Consider the following 17283-nt stretch of genomic DNA (forward strand, 5'->3'; position numbering starts at 1 on the left):
CTTCATATAATGATATCCATATAGTGAAAAGGGCTGTTTTAAGTTTTCCACTTACACCAGCCATTGTTTCTCCCTTTAAATATGATGCATAGTCTGTTCGCTGCTTATTTGAAAAAGAATCCATTAATTTATTTAAGTCCTCTTCAAAGAAGTTATATTCTAGCTTATGCGCAAATGTATTCCTCAGATTATTGATCTTCAATATTGCGTCCATGTTCTCTCTTGGGACCAGCCCCATTGAAAACACGAATCTTACTTTGTCAATGAAACGTAATTTATCTCTTAATAATTCTGGATGAAGTAAGTTTTTTAATAATATTTGCTCTAATTCGTATTCAATATATAAGTGTGCTCTTAGTATAGTTTGAAGATCACTCTCAGAACTTGTGTCAGTTGTGAACTTGTTATATTTTTGTTCAAAGTCAGCAGCAACTGATTCAATTTCATCTAAATCTTCTTGGCTTAACAATGAATCCATATTAAACCTCCAATAAATTCTGTCGTATAACGTCTTATTTACGAACTTCCGAAAGAATACTCTCTTTGTCATATTCACGAACTTCGTGAATCCTGCACTTTTCTCCTGATTCCCGCACTTTCTGCGTTTCAATCCTCCAGCCCGCTCATCCGATCCAACGGACTTTGAATCCGCCCAATGTCCCGTCTGCTCACATGTGTATACCGTTCCGTCGTTCGCACACTCTGATGCCCTAGCAGTTCCTGAATATAGCGAAGACCAATCCCATTCTCCAGCAAGTGGGTCGCAAAGGAATGCCTTAGCGAATGGATACTCACCTGTTTGCGAATGCCCGCTTCAGCCAGCGCTTTTTCAAACACTTTCTGCGCTGAACGTTCCGTCAGGTAGCGGCCTTCCCTCTGCCCTGGAAACAGCCAGTCTGCTGGCTGCTCCACCTCTATATACTGCTCGACCACCGCAAAAGCCGCTTCGGATAGCAGCGTTTGCCGATCCTTCCTGCCCTTTCCCTGACGAACTTTCAGTACTTTCCGTTAACGGTCGCAGTCTTCAAGACGCAACCTCACCACTTCGCTTACCCGCAGCCCGGATGTATACGTCAGGTACAGAATAGCCTTATGCTTTAGATTTTTCACTGCTTTCAACAGACGCATAACCTCATTCAGGGACAGCACATCTGGCAGTTTACTCTCCTTTTTCGGACGAACATAGGCGGCGGATTTGGGCTGCTTTAGCACATGGCGAAAGTAAAATTTCAGCGCGCTGATCGCTTGGTTAACATAAGCGTGCGAAAGGCCTTTTTCGAGCAGCGCCAACGCATATTTTTGCACCGCCGTATCATTTATGCTTGCTTCGGTCCCTTGCAATCCGGCAAAAAAACGTTCCGTTTGCGATATGTATGCTTTAATCGTCTTGCTGCTGTAGCCCCTTGCCACCAATGCATCGCGCATTTCTTGCTGCTGATCCGGGTTCCATTCACCTCGTTCCGAAGAAGAGGGAACCGCATTAGCCTGCGTGTCCCGCCGATCCAGCCATTCCCGGATGAACGGCAGCTCTTTATTCAAGCGCTCGTCGCACTCGAACTTGCAGCTCCGATACACTTCCAACATGCTTTCTACAGCCGAGATACTGTAAGGAATGGTCCATATTTTTTCGTCTGGAACCCATTTCCTGCTCGGTATGGATCGAATCCCTTCTCGCTCCTTGAATCCGTATCGCTCCAACCGTACGCCGATCGTTTTTTCATCCCGATAAAGTAGGTTTATCTTCATCTCACTTGCCTCCCTAGTATATCAGCCGTTCAAAAAATTGGAAATCTAATTTTACACAAAAAAAGGGACTTAAGATGGATATTCATCTTAAGTCCCTGATTCTTTCAGAGTGAATTATTGATCATTAAGTCCAATTTACATTATCATAAAATGCTTTACCTTTATTTGTCCAGTTCCTCCGTCACATCATCCCGTAGCATCGCCGCCACCTACCATGTTACTCGACCTTGAACTGTTTTAATTCGTCTTGCAGCTTATTAGACAATTGGTTTAATTGTTTGGATAGTTCAGCAACCTGTTCGAAGCTCTCCAATTGTTCCTGCGTGCTGGCGCTAACCTCTTCGGTTGAAGCGGAATTCTCTTCCGTGGTGGAAGAGATGATCTCCAGCGCCTGCAAAATCTCATCTTTGTGCTTGTGGACTTTGGAGGTGTTGGTGCTGATCTGGATCATTCGTAATTTCAAATCTTCCAAATCCTTGTTAATGCTAAAGAACACTTGCTTCGTGTCCTCTACCGATCTCGCATTTTCTTCCGCGATTTTCAAACCGTGAACGGTATGCTCAACCGATACACTGGTTTTTTCTTCGATGACACGGACCTTCTTGTAGATTTCCTGTGTCGCCAGCGCCGTCTGCTCAGCCAGCTTGCGAACCTCTCCGGCAACAACAGCAAACCCTTTGCCCTGTTCTCCTGCACGCGCAGCTTCTATAGAAGCATTAAGCGCTAGCAGGTTGGTCTGTGTTGCAATTTGGTTGACTGTATCCACAATGCCTGAAATCTCATGACGGCTCAGATCGATATCCTGAATAATAGCCGACATCGCTTGTGTGGAATTGTGATTTTCTTCCGCCCATTTGGAAAGCTGGCCTACTACTGCAAGCCCTTGTCCGCTTTGTTCGGCCGAAGTTTGTACCATCGATTCGATGGCTTTGGTATCATTGGCAATTTCGTCAATTTGGCCGGATAAGGCTCCGGTTTTTTGTAAAATGTTATCCGTCTCGATGGACTGGTAGTTCGTCGCATTGGCAATTTCATTAATTGCTGTCGCCGTATCGTTCATCGTGACCGCGGTTCTGGAAGAAATGGACTGTAGATCGTGAGAAGACTGATTCAAGACTTGGGCGGAGCTTCCCACCATTTGGAGCATGCCTTGAATTTTTTGAACCATATTGTGAATCCCTTGAGAAATCTGCCCAATTTCATTATGGGAATTCGTATCAAACTGAACGGTCAAATCGCCATTTTCAATCAGCTTGATTTTGGCGAGCAATTTCGGAATGGATCTCAGCAGGTAACGGAGCGTTATATAACAAATCACAACCAGCAGGATGGTGGCTGCGGCAAAACCGCCAATCGTAATCCAGGTAAAGGTTCTTAATTCTGAGAGCGCCTCTTCTTCAGAAATGGTTAAGCCAACAGACCATCCCGTATCTTTACTGGTTGCATACCCAATATAACGAGGTTCCCCATTATCATTAATGATCTGTACTCCGGACTCACCAGCAATCATTTTCTTTCCGATCTCGCCAAGATCACCTGTGCTTTCGTTAATCTTTTCTTTCAGCACTTTATTTTGATCGGGGTGATACAAAATATCACCTGTTTTGGATGCAAGAATCGAATAACCTGTGCTTCCAAGCGAATAGCTTTGCATAACGGCAGGGATGTCTTTGAAAGCAATATCGATTGCAGCAAATCCGATCAATTGGTTACTGCTATCTTTAATCGGATAGAAAATGCCCATGAGCACATTACCCGAATTGACGTCCTTATAGGGTTCTGAGTAGTATAAACCGTCTGCTTCAACAGCTGGCTTGAAGTATGGGCGTGTATGGATATCGAAATCCGGTTTGGAAGCAACACCATCATTCTGAAGAAAGAAGCCTTTGCCATGTATTCCTGCAATCCAAGCGTCGGCAAAAGATGGCTCTGCCTTTACAATCGCTGCCAGAGTCGCTTCGGTTTCCGCAGCATGTGGGGAAGTTTTTACCGTTTCAGCTGATTCGGTGGTCTCTATATACTGCCGAAAAAGATTATTTGTTGCCATTTGTTTGACAAGTGAGCCCTTTTCCTTAAATAACGCGTCAAATTGACTGACAGTGGCCTGCGTCTTGGTCTGGAGCATGGCCTCTTGTTGCTTGACAAGCATGCTTTGCGTGCTCGCATACATGAACGTCCCCAAGGTTGCAAAGACGACAACGATAATGACTAACAAGACCATAGCCAATGTGTTAGCGATACTGGATGATCTGAATTCGCGCTTCTTCATATTTTGTGACATGCCGCCATCTCCCCGAGGAATATTGAGCGAAAAGCTCTTAGATAATATGTCGGAAGTTCGCAGCTGTTTTAATAGGTTTTTAGTATTTACAATTTAAGGTTTTGCTATCTGATTCCTCATAGATTTCCTCCCAACCTGTTCGGTAACTCTAGCAAAAGATTAGGGTAGCACAAAGAGCCTCCGTTAGACGTAGGCTCTTTACTAAAAGCTATGTATGAGAACGCAGGGTTATGCAGACTTAAAGTGTACGAGCGATCAATAAGCTCACCCCCTTTATTCTCTGTCGTTAACCTAGCTGCATCGTTGTAATACATGTATCGTCTTTCTCATATGTAGAGAATTCCGTTTGGGCCGTTTTACCTTCATGATTTACGCTAATGCGGTAAGTTTTGTCCCTTGGCAGCCATAGATCAATAAAACCATTGGGTTGTGATTTCATAGCAGCATTCTCCATAATGACATTCCCTTCGGAGTCGTGAACGGTCACATTGAACTCTCCATTTTTTATTTCGCCTTGGCAGCCGGTTAGACTATGAGTTGCACAAGGGTGCGTCTGGTCTACATATGGCGCTATCGAAACAAAAAACTCGTTGTCAGGCAAATCATAAGTTATGGGTTGTGTATGGTCTCCATTAACAATTAACTGACTGGAATTAATGGAAGCAGATTGACCTGTTCCCTTGCCTGCGCTGAAATCATGCACCAATTGCTTGATATCTGTTGTCCCGAGCCTGTCCGCTCCTTCTTTCTGCATATTTCCTGCAATCAGGTATGTGCCCAATGCTGCAACAACCAACCCTGAAGCGACCAAGATTCCTTTTTTCATCTGGAGTTCATCTCCTTGTCCGTTTTAAATCATTATAATAGAGAACGCGCCGTAACGGACAAAATACAGTACTGAAGTCACCAGATATTCACATCTTTGCTTGTTTATTCAGATGTATTGACATCACATTAGACCCAGGAGCAAAACAGCATAGACAACGTAGACAGCATAGAGTGATGCAAAATACTGAAGCGCTCTCTGCAACTACGAAGTTATGAATAGATTATCTCCTTCTATAAATATGCTACAATTCAGAGTAGAACGAACATAATGATAGGGAGGCATAACATTGAGTATTAGTCTAGTTAAAGGACAGAAGGTAGACCTAACCAAAAATAATCCACACTTATCCGTGCTAAAAGTAGGGCTGGGATGGGACCCTATGAGGGGCAGATCCATGGATATTGATGCGTCAGCACTGCTTCTTAATGAGAACGGCAAGCTGACTCAGACGAAAAATCTAGTATATTTCGGAAACAAAAATAGCCCTTGCGGGGCCGTCGTACATAGTGGTGACAACTTGACAGGACATGGTGACGGTGATGATGAAGTCATTACCGTCTCCCTCCAACAACTACCACCTGAAGTGCATAGAGTCGTATTTATTGTGAATATATTCCGTTTTTTCAGCTTTGGTAGACGTAAAGATTTCAGTATGGTGAACAATGCTTATATTCGAGTATTGGATGCGTCCCAAGATGGAGAGATTCTCCGATACAACTTGACAGAGGACTATAAAGGGATGTGTAGTATCCGTGTAGGTGAAGTCTACCGCTATGGAGGGGAGTGGAAATTCGGTGCTATTGGGGAAGGAAGCACCATTACCTCCCTGAATGATCTTGTCAAAACGTATGAATAAGTATTTTGGTGTTAAGGAAAAACCCACGTCTGACGTGGGTTTTTATACTAACTTTTCAACAGCCACCTGATACAGCAGAGAACCTTCACGGAGCAGCAGGCGGTCTTTTCTGAAATCCTGTTCGTGCGGCTGAAGGAACTCTTGCTCGTCATTTAAAAAGCGAATGTGTTCTCCTTTGCTCAAGCTGCCTGGCTTCACATTCTTTTTCAAGACATATTGTCCATTCTTTCCATACCCGCTGTCGAACAAAAAGTGAACCCCATCTGTAGCCACCCCGGAACAGCCGGAAATCCTCGGATTCATTAACGTAATATTCGTACGGTCGCTACCGGAAATATGTCCTAATGAAAAGTCTGAATAGTAGTAAAACCAGATTTCCTGTTCGCTAACCACGTTCAAAGCATAGCAATCATGAATGTCTGCCGCTTGGTTCTCATATACTTTGTGTCCCTCTTTATTCCAGGCGACCAGGCCGGAGGACCCCACAGGCTCATTCCAACCATAATTCCCGAATATACCTTCATCAAAATAACTGGTCCAGATCGTACCTTCCCCTGTAACCTGAACACTCTGGATACCGTCTCCAAGCAGTAGTTCACTCACGGTACGACCTTCATAATCAATGATTTTACCATTTAAATCGTATTGGCCGGTTCCATAATAATGACACCGCGCTCCGACGAGCAGTAGATGTTGATGTAGAGGCTGTACATAATGATAGTTAAACTGCTGCCCCTCCACATACACTTCTTCAATGTAATCGTCTATAATGAGTATCTTGTAAGTACGTCTCTCTTTAAGAGAGGTAGGCGTGAACATCCCCCGCACTCGTTCTGGGACTTTATCAATTAACAAAATATACACACGTCCATCAGGTCCAAATTGGGTCGAAACGATCTCAAACCCTTTTATATCCTTGGAAATAGCGACAAATGAATGAAGCTGTTTATATTGATGTGACAATGTAGTTCCTCCTCTAAAAGTCAGTAAAGTGAAGTATGATTTGTACTGGACTTCATTTTGTCATAACGACATGTAACTGAGGAGGGTGGAAGTATGGCGATATGGGGAGTAATCCCAAGAGATGAGTCATGGGAAAAAATATAGTGAACAAAAAAAGCCGGGTTCTGCTTCACAATAAAAGCAACCCAGCTTGATCTTATGGATGTTCCTCTTAGAGTGGCTGGCCCTTGTCGGCCTTCTGCCACAAAGCCTCCGTCAGCTCATCGATCGTCTCCTTCATCACCAGCTTCTCGCGCCAGTGACTCGGGATACCGCTTAGCCCGTAATAAGCTCCTGCAATTTGCCCATACACCGCCCCGGTCGTATCTGCGTCATCCCCCAGATTTACGGCCAGCAGTGCCCCCTCTTCAAATGAAGCCGAATGGTAAAATGCCCACAGTGCAGCCTCAAGGGAAAGAATGACGTAACCAGTTCCTTGTATTTCAGGCGGCTCCTTAACCTTGTAAGATCCCTGAATGATTTCTTCAATGGCTGCCGAATAAGCTGGCTGTTCCTGCCGCCACTTATAGCAAACGTCGGCTGATAACATGGATTCTTTGTCTGCTCCCCGCAGACCTGCCACAAGAATGGAAGCAAGCACAGCACAGGCCTCCACACTTTCGGCTGCTCCATGAGTAGTTCGCGAGCTCAGTTCAGCGTACCTCACGGCCTCTTCCGGGCGGTTCGCATAGGCCATGGCAACAGGTGCAAGCCTCATAATCGAGCCATTACCGGCAGTCATGGGGTCAACGGACCCACTATACGGCTCTCCAGTGGCCTCGAAGCGATGTAGTGCTGCTCTCGTCGCACCACCGATATCAAAGCACGTTCCCGTGCTGCTCATATAACCCAGGTGGTACCAATTGGTGTAACGGCGCATTTGATCTGCTGGATCAAAGCTATCTTTTTGCACCATACTCTCAGCCAAACAGAGCGCCATAGACGTATCGTCTGTCCACTGCCCCGCCTTCAACCCAAATACACCGCCGCCTACGATATCCGTTACTGGTTCAAATGTGCCTGGACTGCTAAATTCTACTGTGGTCCCCAAAGCATCCCCCACAGCCAGCCCAACCAGGCATCCCAAAAAACGATCCTTGATCAGTGCCATTTTGATGTACACTCCTTTGTAATTGATATAGATAATGTATATTTTCCATATGGCCAGGATGGAAGAAAATCCGGTAACGCTATTTATTCGTAGCTCAAGGCTGTACAACGGCTATCCGATTTCAATTCAACGAAAATTCCTGCCTCGTGATGGTAAATGAGCGAAAATCGCTCCGTATCTACATGTTCCCGCACACCGCTTGAAAGCCGCCATACCTGAAGCGGGACCCCTTTTCCCCATAAGAATAATCGGTCGCCGGAAACGGCTATATCCGCTTGGGAATATGGGTAAATCCCGTCTTCATCAGGCTTACAATTTAGAGGCGGGATCGCAGGAAGCACACGTCGGTACCCGGGCTGAGTCATATCGAATAGGACAACCGCCGGTTCCACTCCTTCCTCTCCCCAATCTTCCTCCTCCAGTAGATCGGCATCCATCTGTCCCCAAACCGCCAATGTATCGGGTCCTGTCCAGCACACTGGCCCATCCCAATCTATAGTTTGCCAAAGATGGCGAACTGACGGACCATTCTCCGATTCCCATGGATTCAGCAGCCAATCGGATAATGACCAAGTTCGGACCACTCCTAAGGGAGCCCATACCCATCCTGTATCTGCAATCCACTTTCCCTCTGGTGAAACCAGCAGCCTCCCATGAAAATAGTCTAGATAATGCTCATCTTTGTTTTCGCTGTTATAAACTGGGGTAGGTCTTGCAGTCAAAAGCAACCCGGTTTCTACATCCGTCAGATCCAGCCGGTTCCATTCCGTTCCATGAACAAGGATACATGCACCGTCTTGATATACAAATGCCAGGGGAAACATACTTTTATCGTAGTGGTATTCGTCCCGTGATAATTGCATTTTTTCTTGAGCATGGACTAAATCATACACTGCCGCATGCCGGCCAAAACGATTGGAGATGGCTGCGTACTTGCCATCAGGACTGGTCACCATTTGGACAGGTTGCAGGGGATTAAAATTAGGAATACAAATACGGGTGCATAATTCTGCACTGCCTGAGCGAAGTTCTATCCTCCACAGTTCTGCTTGTGTGTTCAATGCCAACAAGGTTATGCTTCCCTGAGAGCCACCTTTTACAGGATGAATGGCTGTAAGATGCCCGATCGTCTGTGGTAAATCAGGTAAAGAAATGTCATGGAATGGCATCGTTAGACCCCTTTTATTCTTGATAAATAATAATTTATACCCGTATTTGTGAAGCTGGATTTATCGATAAAAAATCTGAGTTCAAGCAATGCAGTCAATACTTTCATAAAAATCCCCGGTTTTTTCTTGCAGAATAATTTAAGATATGTAATTTCGCTAGGATTACTTTTGAGAACAAAATAGGAGTAATTCATCAAGATCATATTGGAGATGAACTGCTCTGTTGGAGATTGATGTTCATTGATACAGTCGATCAGCACCTCTAATACCCTATTTTTATTGGAGTTATAGGCTTGTATAAACAGGGTTGCTTCTGCAAACGACTTGTTGAAATCGTCATACGGAAAATCATATACATCATGACTGCCCAGGATGAAGCTGATCAACTGGCCTTGCAAGATTTTTATTTTTCCTAGCGCTGCTCGGGTATCCATATCCATCTTATTTTTGTTAATATGCTCATGCAAAATGTCAATTAGAATGTGCATATCATACTGCTGTGCGTCTTCCATCCTGTACATCAGCTTATTATTTTCAATCGTTAGACGATCATAAATGTCATCCCCTAAACCCAGTTCAAATAAGAGCTGGTGAAGAAAAAATAGCCTGTCCTGAGTAGGCGAGAATTCATTCCCTCTCTCTGCTAGAAGAGAAATTTGATATTGATAATAAACACAACATAAGTTTTTTCGGCTATAAACAGCATCTTTATGTATATCAAAAACGTTAAACATGAGCGAAAGCAATCGAATCAGACGTTCAGCATCCGCTACACTTAGAATGGGATGATCCATTTTTGTAAATAGCGACCTGTCAAATAAATCATGCCATCGCACTAAAGAAATATGATCCTGCTCGTTTATATTCAGAGTTAATACTCTTAAATTTTGCTCTTGATCAGGATAGGAATAAAATAGATCTTCATGATCTACATCAGAAATACGCTCATTAAAATAGGCTCTTAATTTGTAATCGTATATTTTAGAAAATGACATTTCTCTCCTCCTTGCATAGCAAGCCAAACTTCATGTTGAACCTGACATCACACATTAATCCGAACTCCTATATTGTAAAATTAATCTGGATCGACTGGCAAGGTGACACAAATACAGAAACATATGTTCTTCCTTTCTATATTATGATATCTTTATGCTAGGATGACGTCATGTCGCAGGCTATAGCCTACGATTAGAAAGGAATGAACACCTATGAAACAATTAAGCGAAGCGCTGACCCGGTTTGTACACCAGCAAAACTTGTATAATGCAGCCTACGGGCTATTCCAAGACCACGACATCCAGCCCCAGATGGAGAACCTAACAGATTGCTGGGACAGCCGCATACCTATATCCCCTGAGCTTGAGTATCTATATAGCCATTATGAAATGATCGATGCTAAGGCAGCGGGAACACACAAATTAAAAAATGCAGCCGTTGAAATCGGGGATGCTGCTGTTCTCTTTTTTGTCGCACCAGAACATTTATATCGCCAACAGCTGGGCTATCGCTTCATTACATCTGGAGAGATTGTTCATGAGTCATCTTCGTGGCCCTCCCACCATGTTGTAATTGCCACGTTTAATGATGATCCAATCATTGTCGATACTAGCGCACCTGGTTCCCCTGTATATGCTGCAATTGAGAGTGGTGGGGCGCAGCAGGTGGCTGACTCTTTAGCTAACTTCTTTATGGCTCTTTCCATTCTGATCGAAGGTGCCTGTACCTTTAAGGGAGAATTGATAGATGAAGATACATACGAAACCAAAGCAGCATATATCGAGCACGTAAAACCATTGCTGCATCATGTGTTGGGCGAAAACCAAACCACGTATTTGCTGAATTACCTATCCCTTTGTTAGAAATCCTATTGGTTGAAGAGAGGTGGGCTTTTTATGATCTATATCGCATTACTGCGGGGCATCAATGTTGGCGGCAACAACAAGATCGAGATGAAGAAGCTCAAGCAAACGTTTGAACATGCAGGTATGGGGCATGTGACGACTTACATTAATTCTGGAAACATTATTTTTTCCAGTCAGGAGCGGCCCAACCAGGAGCTATCGCTCATACTGGAACAGGCGATTCTGGAGGATTTTAGCTTACCTATCCGCGTCATCGTTCGTAATATAAAGGAGATTCAGAGCATTATGGAGGCACTACCGAATGAATGGGCTAATGATACACAGATGAAAAGTGATGTAATGTTTCTGTGGGATGAGATTAACGATATTTCTGTTCTGGACAAGCTTCCCTTGAAATCGGGAATTGGGCATGTCATCTATACGACCGGGGCCGTTCTGTTTTCTGTCAGCAAAGAACAAGTCACAAAAAGCGGGTTAACGAAATTAGTCGGCACCAAGCTGTATCAGCAAATGACAGTACGGAATGTGAACACAGCACGCCAGATTTATAAGCTGATGCAAATGGCTGAACAGGAAGAGTTGCAGGATATGAGCTCCTGACGGTAGTCGTGATTAAATAGGGATAGGCAAGATCAAAAACTCGCCAAAACTCATTAAAAAAATTATCTATATAAATCAACAATTTCTGATACTATAGGCATAGAGATTTTGCTAAACTGGAAGGGTTCTCAGACGAAGAGGGACACCTATCATCAGCATGAACTAAACACTGAATAATGGGAGAAAAAACACTGTGACAAACATACAAAATCAAAAACAAGTATATATAATCCACGGATACACAGCTTCGCCAACAGATCATTGGTTTCCTTGGTTACAAGATAAATTACAGGAAGACGGGGTTTCGGTAAATATACTAGATATGCCCAACTCGCAAGCCCCCAAACTTAATGAGTGGATTGAGCACCTATTGCAAAATATTAAAGCCCTACATAAAGACACCTATTTTATTGGTCATAGCTTGGGTTGTGTATCCATATTAAGATACCTGCAGCAAGTCAACATCCCTGAACCACTAGGTGGCGCCGTTTTCGTTTCCGGTTTTACTGACCCAGTGCCAAGCCTGCCGTCATTAGATGAATTTACAAATGACCATTTGGATCATCAGCAGATCACGGATTCGCTAAAAGCGCGTGCAGTTATAGCTTCAAAGGACGACGCAATTGTCCCCTTTGCACTTAGTAAGAAACTAGCGGAAGATATCCGGGCTGATTTTCACGAATTAGATCATGGAGGACACTTTTTACAAAGTGACGGCTTTACCACTTTACCGATCGTCTATCAAGTTTTAATGGAAATGATGAATGAAAATAGGTAGCGTTAAAAACCCGCAAGATAGACCTGGCAAAAAGGGTGCAGCTTGCGGGTTTTACATTTCCTACTGGATGAGTTAGGGGGAATAAAGCGAAGTTTAGTCAAGATATCAATATAAAGCCCATTTTTCCGTGCATAGCTCCATAAAAGAATGAGCTACCTGTTCACATTCGTCGTACCCCAAACTTCCAGAATGAGCAAAAAGAATGGGATATTCGTTGTTTCTTTTTTCCTCTCTCATATCAAACATATAGTGATTTCCACTACCGTCCATCGCAAACGACACGGCACCTGGCATATAAGCTGGCAGCTCATAAGCGAGGTTCATTTCTCTCAAATCTTCGGTATCGAAAAACTGAAAATAACGTTCTCCATTTTGAAATTCCCCGCCGTTAGAGTATTTCAGGAATTCTATGTAACGATCAGGAAATTGTCCTTGGGGCAAATGCCAGCTAACAGGATCTAGCGGTTTATATTGATCGTAAAATGGAGACGATTTCGGAAAAGGGTTCACTTGTCTTTGTTGGATTTCGTGAATCTCCTGCTCCGATAGCTTGATGTTCCATGCTTTCAGAAAATTAGCGATTTGTTCACCAGTTGCTTCCGGACATTTTATAAATTGATGTTCAAAGTGAATACTCCACATCATAACCACCCTCCCTACCTCGGTGTCTCTAAGCGTTGTTGTTTCTACCTTCTCTATCTTTTTCAACCCATTCAGCCAAACTTTCATGAGGTTGAAGGTTCTCGCGTCTGTAGTAATAAACCGTCTTGAGCTCGTAATCCAAGCTTTCCGCAGCTATAAAAAATCGGCTGCCAAACGTTTGATCTTCCATACAAATCACAGGCCCCTCATGAAATCCGTAAGAGATGGTTTTTAATAATTCTAATTCCTTGTCATTCGCCAGTCTAAAGCACTCAATTGAAAATACACCGCCCGGACAGGAAAGGAACGAGACCTCGTAAAATGTGATCTCTATGTTGTGATAATAGCTAAAGTCAAAGCTCCCTGCTAGTACCAGCTTGGGCCGGCTTGTATAATCATAAATGTAAAAATGATCAATGTTATTTTGAGAAAGTATTTCATTCAGTTGCATCAGTTTGGATTGAATGGGATGATTCATGATCTACGCCTCCTCCCCTTTAGCGGGGTTAGCCCCTATCTATTACCGCCTGCCACGCTTCTGTTACATTTATAGGAGATTTGTGACTGGTCTCTCCGCCACCTTCCTGAGTCCATAGTGGTGGATAATAAGCAAATACCTCTCCTGGCTGAAGTTGCTCCATATCCGCCTGCCAACCATTCCAGCGGAATGTCTGGTAGAACAAGCCCAAATCTCCCTCAGCCAACCAATTCAAGAAACCGGAATAGGCCAGCTCTGTGGATTCCCACTCCAATGTATCCGGTGCAAAATAGTAGATATGGCCGCTGCGTCCAAACTTCCCTGTGTCCAGCCCAAAGAAGCCACCTGCTGCATCATAGGCTACAATCAGCATTCCCCCCAGTGCAGAAACGCTTGCTGGCTCTTGCAGCCCGTTCCACGAAGTCAAGCTACCGTAAATTCCGGTCCCGCCTGCACCCAGTAAAGTGATCCACCCGTGATCAAATATGATCCCGCCTGTTTCATAGGCAACCGTTCCCAAGTACGATTTTGTACTCACCTGCAAGCGGTAGAGCGTATCTACGCTCGCAGATTCCGATTCTGCCGATACAATGCGATATGGATTATCCCCTTCTTCCAGAATATTTTTGACCTCTTCCCATGCATGGTTGTCCTGATCCACCAGTTCATCAACCGTTAACGTACGCATGTTCATTCCCCTTTCTGTATTCTGATATCCATCTTTCAGCCTGTGAACTGATTTTCGAACACCTGCATTTGCTCCAAAATCACCCACTGATTCAGCTCGTCAAAGCCTTGTACAATCGCTGTGATCTCATGTCTCGGATACATCCACTCGGACGGGGCCTTTTCCGCATATGAACGGGTGTCTGCCAATCCGACTGCATTGTACTGGAAAATATGAATAAGTGTGCCATGTGGGAAAAAGGCTTCAATATACCCCTTTACCTTAGTCCCAACGGGCAGTGCATTTTTGATTTGCTGCCATTCCTTGTTGAAAGTGTGAAGATTGTTGGACCAGACTTCTTCAAACTCTTTTTTTGTGATTTTCGTATAATAAGGCTCTGTATCATCAATCGCTTTCTCGGCCAACAAGAAATGATACTGCTCATGCTTGCGATTAGAAGCAATATACGTACCGTCATCCTGGATAACAATTTGCCGATAAGCTACGCCATCTGAATCAATTTCAAAGTACCAGGTTCCCATGCCTGGTTCCGGACAATCTTTAAGATATTTCATTGGCCCCTCCTATAAAGATGTATAACCGCATCATTTTATCTTTCTTTTTCCGCTATAGCTCCTTCCCAAATAAGCGAGATATTCCGAACGTGTCAGTCCTCCCGTCTGGCGGTTGAACTCATCGTATGAAATGTCTTCCGGGAATCCGAATTCGGCCAGTGCTTTTCGACGCTCCTCCCGATACAACGGATTATCCAGCGTTTTGTGCCACTCCCGCTCTTCCCAAGGACCAAAACAGTCCGTAATGATACCTGAATACACACCGTTATTTAAAAATTCCCGCGCAGACTTGTATACTGTCTCCCCTTCCGGTTTGAAAATTGTGCCCGTTCCCCAGGACAGCCTATATATTCTTTCTTTACTGCTATCTATGCTACTGCCGTAACCAATCGGAAACACAATATCCTCTTCTACCAATGCTTTATGCCCTACCCGCTCGTAGGACCCTCGCATAAAGGAATCATCCATGACAATCCAGGTTGTATCCGATAACGGGGCGGCTGTGATGGATTCCAGAGTTATTGAACGGTCACGACTTGTACACAAATACGGACGTACGAATAAAGGCATCGTCATGACACTGTTCCATATGCTCTCCTTTGCAAACAGCTGATCCTTTTGCATTTGGCGCAAATCACCGACGACCAGTACATACCCATCTGTGAAAAGGTCTATTTCCACGCGAAAGATGTCTCCCGGGATGGTTTTATAACGCTGATTTTTCATATGCTTTAATCGATCCAGCTTCCGATCATAGTCGTTAGGCACAAGCGACGGATAACGTTGAAGCCAATCGATGATCTCTTCTTTACTATGTAAATGCTCGCATCCAGTGATAGGCAGTCTCACACCAGTTTTGTTATTCACAGCAGTAACATAACCAATAGGACGATCTCTTCGAATGCCTGCTGAAAATGCCACACCTTCTGCCGTGATGCTCGAAACACTTGTATAATTCAGTTTTTTCTCTTTGCCACGAGCCGTTTTAGGCAGAACAAATGCCTGATCACGGGTAAAAATCTCTACATCCGCTTCTCCATAAGCATCCTCAGTGGAAGAAATTCGCTTGCGAATAACATCCCCATCCAAACAAATGTAATATCCTCCTTTAATTTCTACCACGTCCCAATGCTCCTCCAGTGTCTCCAGCCCGAAGTAGGGTCGTAACGCGTTGGTTAACCAACTATTCATCTGCTCCTCCTGTTCCGAGTACCATTCAGTAGACTTCATCTCTGTTATTCCAAAAATTATAACATAACACGGCGTGTAGCTCGCTTATTCCTATACTGTTCCAGATTGAGCCAACTCCTCCTGAATCCAGCTACTGCTGGTAGACAGTTGGAGCAAGTCGCCCGCAATCTGTTTGACCTGTTCTTGCAGCACGTGTGGCTGATCGGTTCCTTCCAGAAAGCGACTTGAAAAATGAAGAAATACGTCTACCTTTCTAAGCAGCATTAACACAGGCAATGCATCAATCTCAGAATGGCTCAAACGAACCTGGCGGCAGAAGCCCCGGCAAAAATCACGAACAGCTGTCGTCTCCTCCGGTTGTCCCAAAAATCCTGATAAAATGACCGCCGGTTCCATCACCCGAACGTCTAGCGTGCAAAATTCAAAATCAAGAAGTGCAGCGACCTGGCTAGGATCAGAGTCTTTTACCAATAAATTGGAAGCATTCAAATCACCATGTACAAGCTGATGCGGCAGCTCTTCCAATGCATGAAGTGAATCTGTTATCTCTTCACATGCTTTTCCTATCAGTCGCAGTTCTTTATGTAGATCTTGAAAATGCTCCGATGGGTTGAAACAGAAACCTTGTACCGTTTCCCGGTTACATAATGGATAGGATTGCTGCAAAGCATAATATGGACGATAGACTGGGGTCATACCAAGTTTGAATGTTGCAAGCACAGCAGATAGTTCACCAGCAGCCTCGCCAAAAGAATAGGCAAAGCTTGCATCCTGCTCGGATGGAGATATGCCTTCTATGTATTCGAAACAGACATACATATTTGCCCCTTTCCTCCTCAACCTGTGCAAGTGTCTCTCCCGTAATCGTTCGGATTGGCATTGGAACCCTGAATGATAGAGAATGCCTGCTCAGCTCCTGCAAAACCGCATGCTCAAATACGATTTTGTTCCGATCCCTGTGCGTATCGTAGATGCGCAGCACCCCACTTCGCCCACCGCTCTTAACAAAATACGTCGTATTATTCCAACCTCCGGTTCGTCTCTGCAATGTTCCGTCCCACTCCGGCCAGTTCCGTCTTAGTATCGCTTCCAAAGATGCCCCCCCTTTACATGCTAGCTTGTGAATTTGCAGCTATTATAACAAATAGAGTCACCCATTAGAATTGGACGTCTATCCCATTAGGCACAGTCCCCTCTCAAAAGGACATCGCTTGTTTTTTGTACATAACGAACTACAAAAAGCTGTTGGATCAGATGATGGCGCCCTATGATGAAATGCTGCAAAGTCTAATAGGTAATCACGCCGATTATTCGAAGGTTGACTATTTGGAGAAACATAGTGAGGAATATGGAAAAAATGATGCCAATTATACCCATCGTTTGAAGGTGCTTTTGGCTATGTATAATCGTGAGGATCGATATGCCCCGCATTATGAACCGATTGAAATTTCTTATAACTTATTATAATAGATATAGGCTTCCGGTGAGTATACCCC

18 protein-coding genes and 2 pseudogenes are annotated in these 17283 nt (G+C 44.1%); 5 read left to right on the forward strand and 15 right to left on the reverse strand.

The features are described 5' to 3' along the window. The 5 genes and pseudogenes from ACQQ6X_RS07520 to ACQQ6X_RS07540 form a co-directional block, all read right to left on the reverse strand. A pseudogene (locus ACQQ6X_RS07520) lies at window positions 1-478 on the reverse strand (hypothetical protein); the annotation flags it as partial. Window positions 479-606: 128 nt separating this feature from the next. Next, complete coding sequence (locus tag ACQQ6X_RS07525) at window positions 607-999, reverse strand: tyrosine-type recombinase/integrase (RefSeq protein ID WP_369425850.1); 393 nt, start codon at window positions 997-999, stop codon at window positions 607-609. Between the two features lie 9 nt (window positions 1000-1008). Beyond that, on the reverse strand, window positions 1009-1746 hold the full coding sequence (locus ACQQ6X_RS07530; RefSeq protein WP_305164816.1) for a tyrosine-type recombinase/integrase: 738 nt from the start codon (window positions 1744-1746) through the stop codon (window positions 1009-1011). A gap of 217 nt (window positions 1747-1963) precedes the next feature. Then, a complete protein-coding gene (locus ACQQ6X_RS07535) occupies window positions 1964-4027 on the reverse strand; it encodes a methyl-accepting chemotaxis protein (protein WP_305164817.1) in 2064 nt (687 codons plus the stop codon). A 286-nt stretch (window positions 4028-4313) separates the two neighbouring features. Beyond that, complete coding sequence (locus ACQQ6X_RS07540; RefSeq protein ID WP_305164818.1) at window positions 4314-4853, reverse strand: CueP family metal-binding protein; 540 nt, start codon at window positions 4851-4853, stop codon at window positions 4314-4316. Window positions 4854-5142: 289 nt separating this feature from the next. On the opposite strand from ACQQ6X_RS07540, the gene ACQQ6X_RS07545 reads away from it, so the two are divergent. Next, entirely contained in the window at window positions 5143-5712 is a 570-nt protein-coding gene (locus ACQQ6X_RS07545; protein ID WP_305164819.1) for a TerD family protein, read from the forward strand. A 42-nt stretch (window positions 5713-5754) separates the two neighbouring features. On the opposite strand, the gene ACQQ6X_RS07550 is transcribed toward ACQQ6X_RS07545, so the two are convergent. The 4 genes from ACQQ6X_RS07550 to ACQQ6X_RS07565 form a co-directional block, all read right to left on the reverse strand. Next, window positions 5755-6675 carry a hypothetical protein gene (locus ACQQ6X_RS07550; RefSeq protein WP_305164820.1) on the reverse strand — a complete coding sequence of 307 codons (921 nt, stop codon included), beginning with the start codon at window positions 6673-6675 and terminating at the stop codon, window positions 5755-5757. A gap of 211 nt (window positions 6676-6886) precedes the next feature. Continuing rightward, on the reverse strand, window positions 6887-7825 hold the full coding sequence (locus ACQQ6X_RS07555) for an ADP-ribosylglycohydrolase family protein (protein WP_305164821.1): 939 nt from the start codon (window positions 7823-7825) through the stop codon (window positions 6887-6889). 83 nt (window positions 7826-7908) lie between these two features. After that, complete coding sequence (locus ACQQ6X_RS07560) at window positions 7909-8994, reverse strand: hypothetical protein (protein WP_305164822.1); 1086 nt, start codon at window positions 8992-8994, stop codon at window positions 7909-7911. 2 nt (window positions 8995-8996) lie between these two features. Then, window positions 8997-9989 (reverse strand): hypothetical protein, encoded by a 993-nt coding sequence (locus tag ACQQ6X_RS07565; RefSeq protein ID WP_305164823.1) that lies wholly within the window; start codon window positions 9987-9989, stop codon window positions 8997-8999. Window positions 9990-10202: 213 nt separating this feature from the next. Between ACQQ6X_RS07565 and ACQQ6X_RS07570 the strand changes: the two genes are divergently transcribed. The 3 genes from ACQQ6X_RS07570 (at window position 10203) to ACQQ6X_RS07580 (ending at window position 12234) form a co-directional block, all read left to right on the forward strand. Beyond that, a complete protein-coding gene (locus tag ACQQ6X_RS07570) occupies window positions 10203-10853 on the forward strand; it encodes a hypothetical protein (protein ID WP_305164824.1) in 651 nt (216 codons plus the stop codon). A gap of 33 nt (window positions 10854-10886) precedes the next feature. Beyond that, a complete protein-coding gene (locus ACQQ6X_RS07575) occupies window positions 10887-11456 on the forward strand; it encodes a DUF1697 domain-containing protein (RefSeq protein ID WP_305164825.1) in 570 nt (189 codons plus the stop codon). Between the two features lie 193 nt (window positions 11457-11649). After that, the gene (locus tag ACQQ6X_RS07580) at window positions 11650-12234 is read left to right on the forward strand and encodes an RBBP9/YdeN family alpha/beta hydrolase (RefSeq protein WP_305164826.1); all 585 of its coding nucleotides are present in this window, start codon (window positions 11650-11652) and stop codon (window positions 12232-12234) included. A 105-nt stretch (window positions 12235-12339) separates the two neighbouring features. Here ACQQ6X_RS07580 and ACQQ6X_RS07585 read toward each other — a convergent pair whose 3' ends face one another. The 6 genes and pseudogenes from ACQQ6X_RS07585 to ACQQ6X_RS07610 all read right to left on the reverse strand — a co-directional run bounded on the left by ACQQ6X_RS07585 (window position 12340) and on the right by ACQQ6X_RS07610 (window position 16880). Continuing rightward, on the reverse strand, window positions 12340-12876 hold the full coding sequence (locus ACQQ6X_RS07585) for an SMI1/KNR4 family protein (protein ID WP_305165067.1): 537 nt from the start codon (window positions 12874-12876) through the stop codon (window positions 12340-12342). Between the two features lie 28 nt (window positions 12877-12904). Next, window positions 12905-13354, reverse strand: a complete 450-nt coding sequence (locus ACQQ6X_RS07590; RefSeq protein ID WP_305164827.1) for a hypothetical protein — start codon at window positions 13352-13354, stop codon at window positions 12905-12907. 28 nt (window positions 13355-13382) lie between these two features. Further along, a complete protein-coding gene (locus ACQQ6X_RS07595) occupies window positions 13383-14042 on the reverse strand; it encodes a DUF2625 domain-containing protein (RefSeq protein WP_305164828.1) in 660 nt (219 codons plus the stop codon). 35 nt (window positions 14043-14077) lie between these two features. Further along, window positions 14078-14596 (reverse strand): hypothetical protein, encoded by a 519-nt coding sequence (locus ACQQ6X_RS07600; RefSeq protein WP_305164829.1) that lies wholly within the window; start codon window positions 14594-14596, stop codon window positions 14078-14080. Window positions 14597-14626: 30 nt separating this feature from the next. Then, on the reverse strand, window positions 14627-15787 hold the full coding sequence (locus ACQQ6X_RS07605) for an immunity 26/phosphotriesterase HocA family protein (RefSeq protein WP_305164830.1): 1161 nt from the start codon (window positions 15785-15787) through the stop codon (window positions 14627-14629). Between the two features lie 90 nt (window positions 15788-15877). Further along, window positions 15878-16880 (reverse strand): annotated as a pseudogene (locus ACQQ6X_RS07610) (phosphotransferase enzyme family protein). Between the two features lie 152 nt (window positions 16881-17032). On the opposite strand from ACQQ6X_RS07610, the gene ACQQ6X_RS07615 reads away from it, so the two are divergent. Continuing rightward, entirely contained in the window at window positions 17033-17254 is a 222-nt protein-coding gene (locus ACQQ6X_RS07615; protein WP_430493551.1) for a hypothetical protein, read from the forward strand. The last annotated feature ends 29 nt before the right edge of the window (window positions 17255-17283 follow it).

It is taken from the genome of Paenibacillus ottowii (genome assembly GCF_050516475.1).
Classification (GTDB): Bacteria; Bacillota; Bacilli; order Paenibacillales; family Paenibacillaceae; genus Paenibacillus; species Paenibacillus ottowii.

Excerpts from the sequence above, each read along its gene's own strand:
- ACQQ6X_RS07570 (WP_305164824.1), top strand. The coding sequence starts at position 10,203 with ATGAAACAATTAAGCGAAGCGCTGACCCGGTTTGTACACCAGCAAAAC.
- ACQQ6X_RS07565 (WP_305164823.1), bottom strand. The coding sequence starts at position 9,989 with ATGTCATTTTCTAAAATATACGATTACAAATTAAGAGCCTATTTTAAT.
- ACQQ6X_RS07575 (WP_305164825.1), top strand. The coding sequence starts at position 10,887 with ATGATCTATATCGCATTACTGCGGGGCATCAATGTTGGCGGCAACAAC.
- ACQQ6X_RS07605 (WP_305164830.1), bottom strand. The coding sequence starts at position 15,787 with ATGAATAGTTGGTTAACCAACGCGTTACGACCCTACTTCGGGCTGGAG.
- ACQQ6X_RS07560 (WP_305164822.1), bottom strand. The coding sequence starts at position 8,994 with ATGCCATTCCATGACATTTCTTTACCTGATTTACCACAGACGATCGGG.
- ACQQ6X_RS07555 (WP_305164821.1), bottom strand. The coding sequence starts at position 7,825 with ATGGCACTGATCAAGGATCGTTTTTTGGGATGCCTGGTTGGGCTGGCT.
- ACQQ6X_RS07530 (WP_305164816.1), bottom strand. The coding sequence starts at position 1,746 with ATGAAGATAAACCTACTTTATCGGGATGAAAAAACGATCGGCGTACGG.
- ACQQ6X_RS07590 (WP_305164827.1), bottom strand. The coding sequence starts at position 13,354 with ATGAATCATCCCATTCAATCCAAACTGATGCAACTGAATGAAATACTT.
- ACQQ6X_RS07585 (WP_305165067.1), bottom strand. The coding sequence starts at position 12,876 with ATGTGGAGTATTCACTTTGAACATCAATTTATAAAATGTCCGGAAGCA.
- ACQQ6X_RS07540 (WP_305164818.1), bottom strand. The coding sequence starts at position 4,853 with ATGAAAAAAGGAATCTTGGTCGCTTCAGGGTTGGTTGTTGCAGCATTG.
- ACQQ6X_RS07600 (WP_305164829.1), bottom strand. The coding sequence starts at position 14,596 with ATGAAATATCTTAAAGATTGTCCGGAACCAGGCATGGGAACCTGGTAC.
- ACQQ6X_RS07535 (WP_305164817.1), bottom strand. The coding sequence starts at position 4,027 with ATGTCACAAAATATGAAGAAGCGCGAATTCAGATCATCCAGTATCGCT.
- ACQQ6X_RS07595 (WP_305164828.1), bottom strand. The coding sequence starts at position 14,042 with ATGCGTACGTTAACGGTTGATGAACTGGTGGATCAGGACAACCATGCA.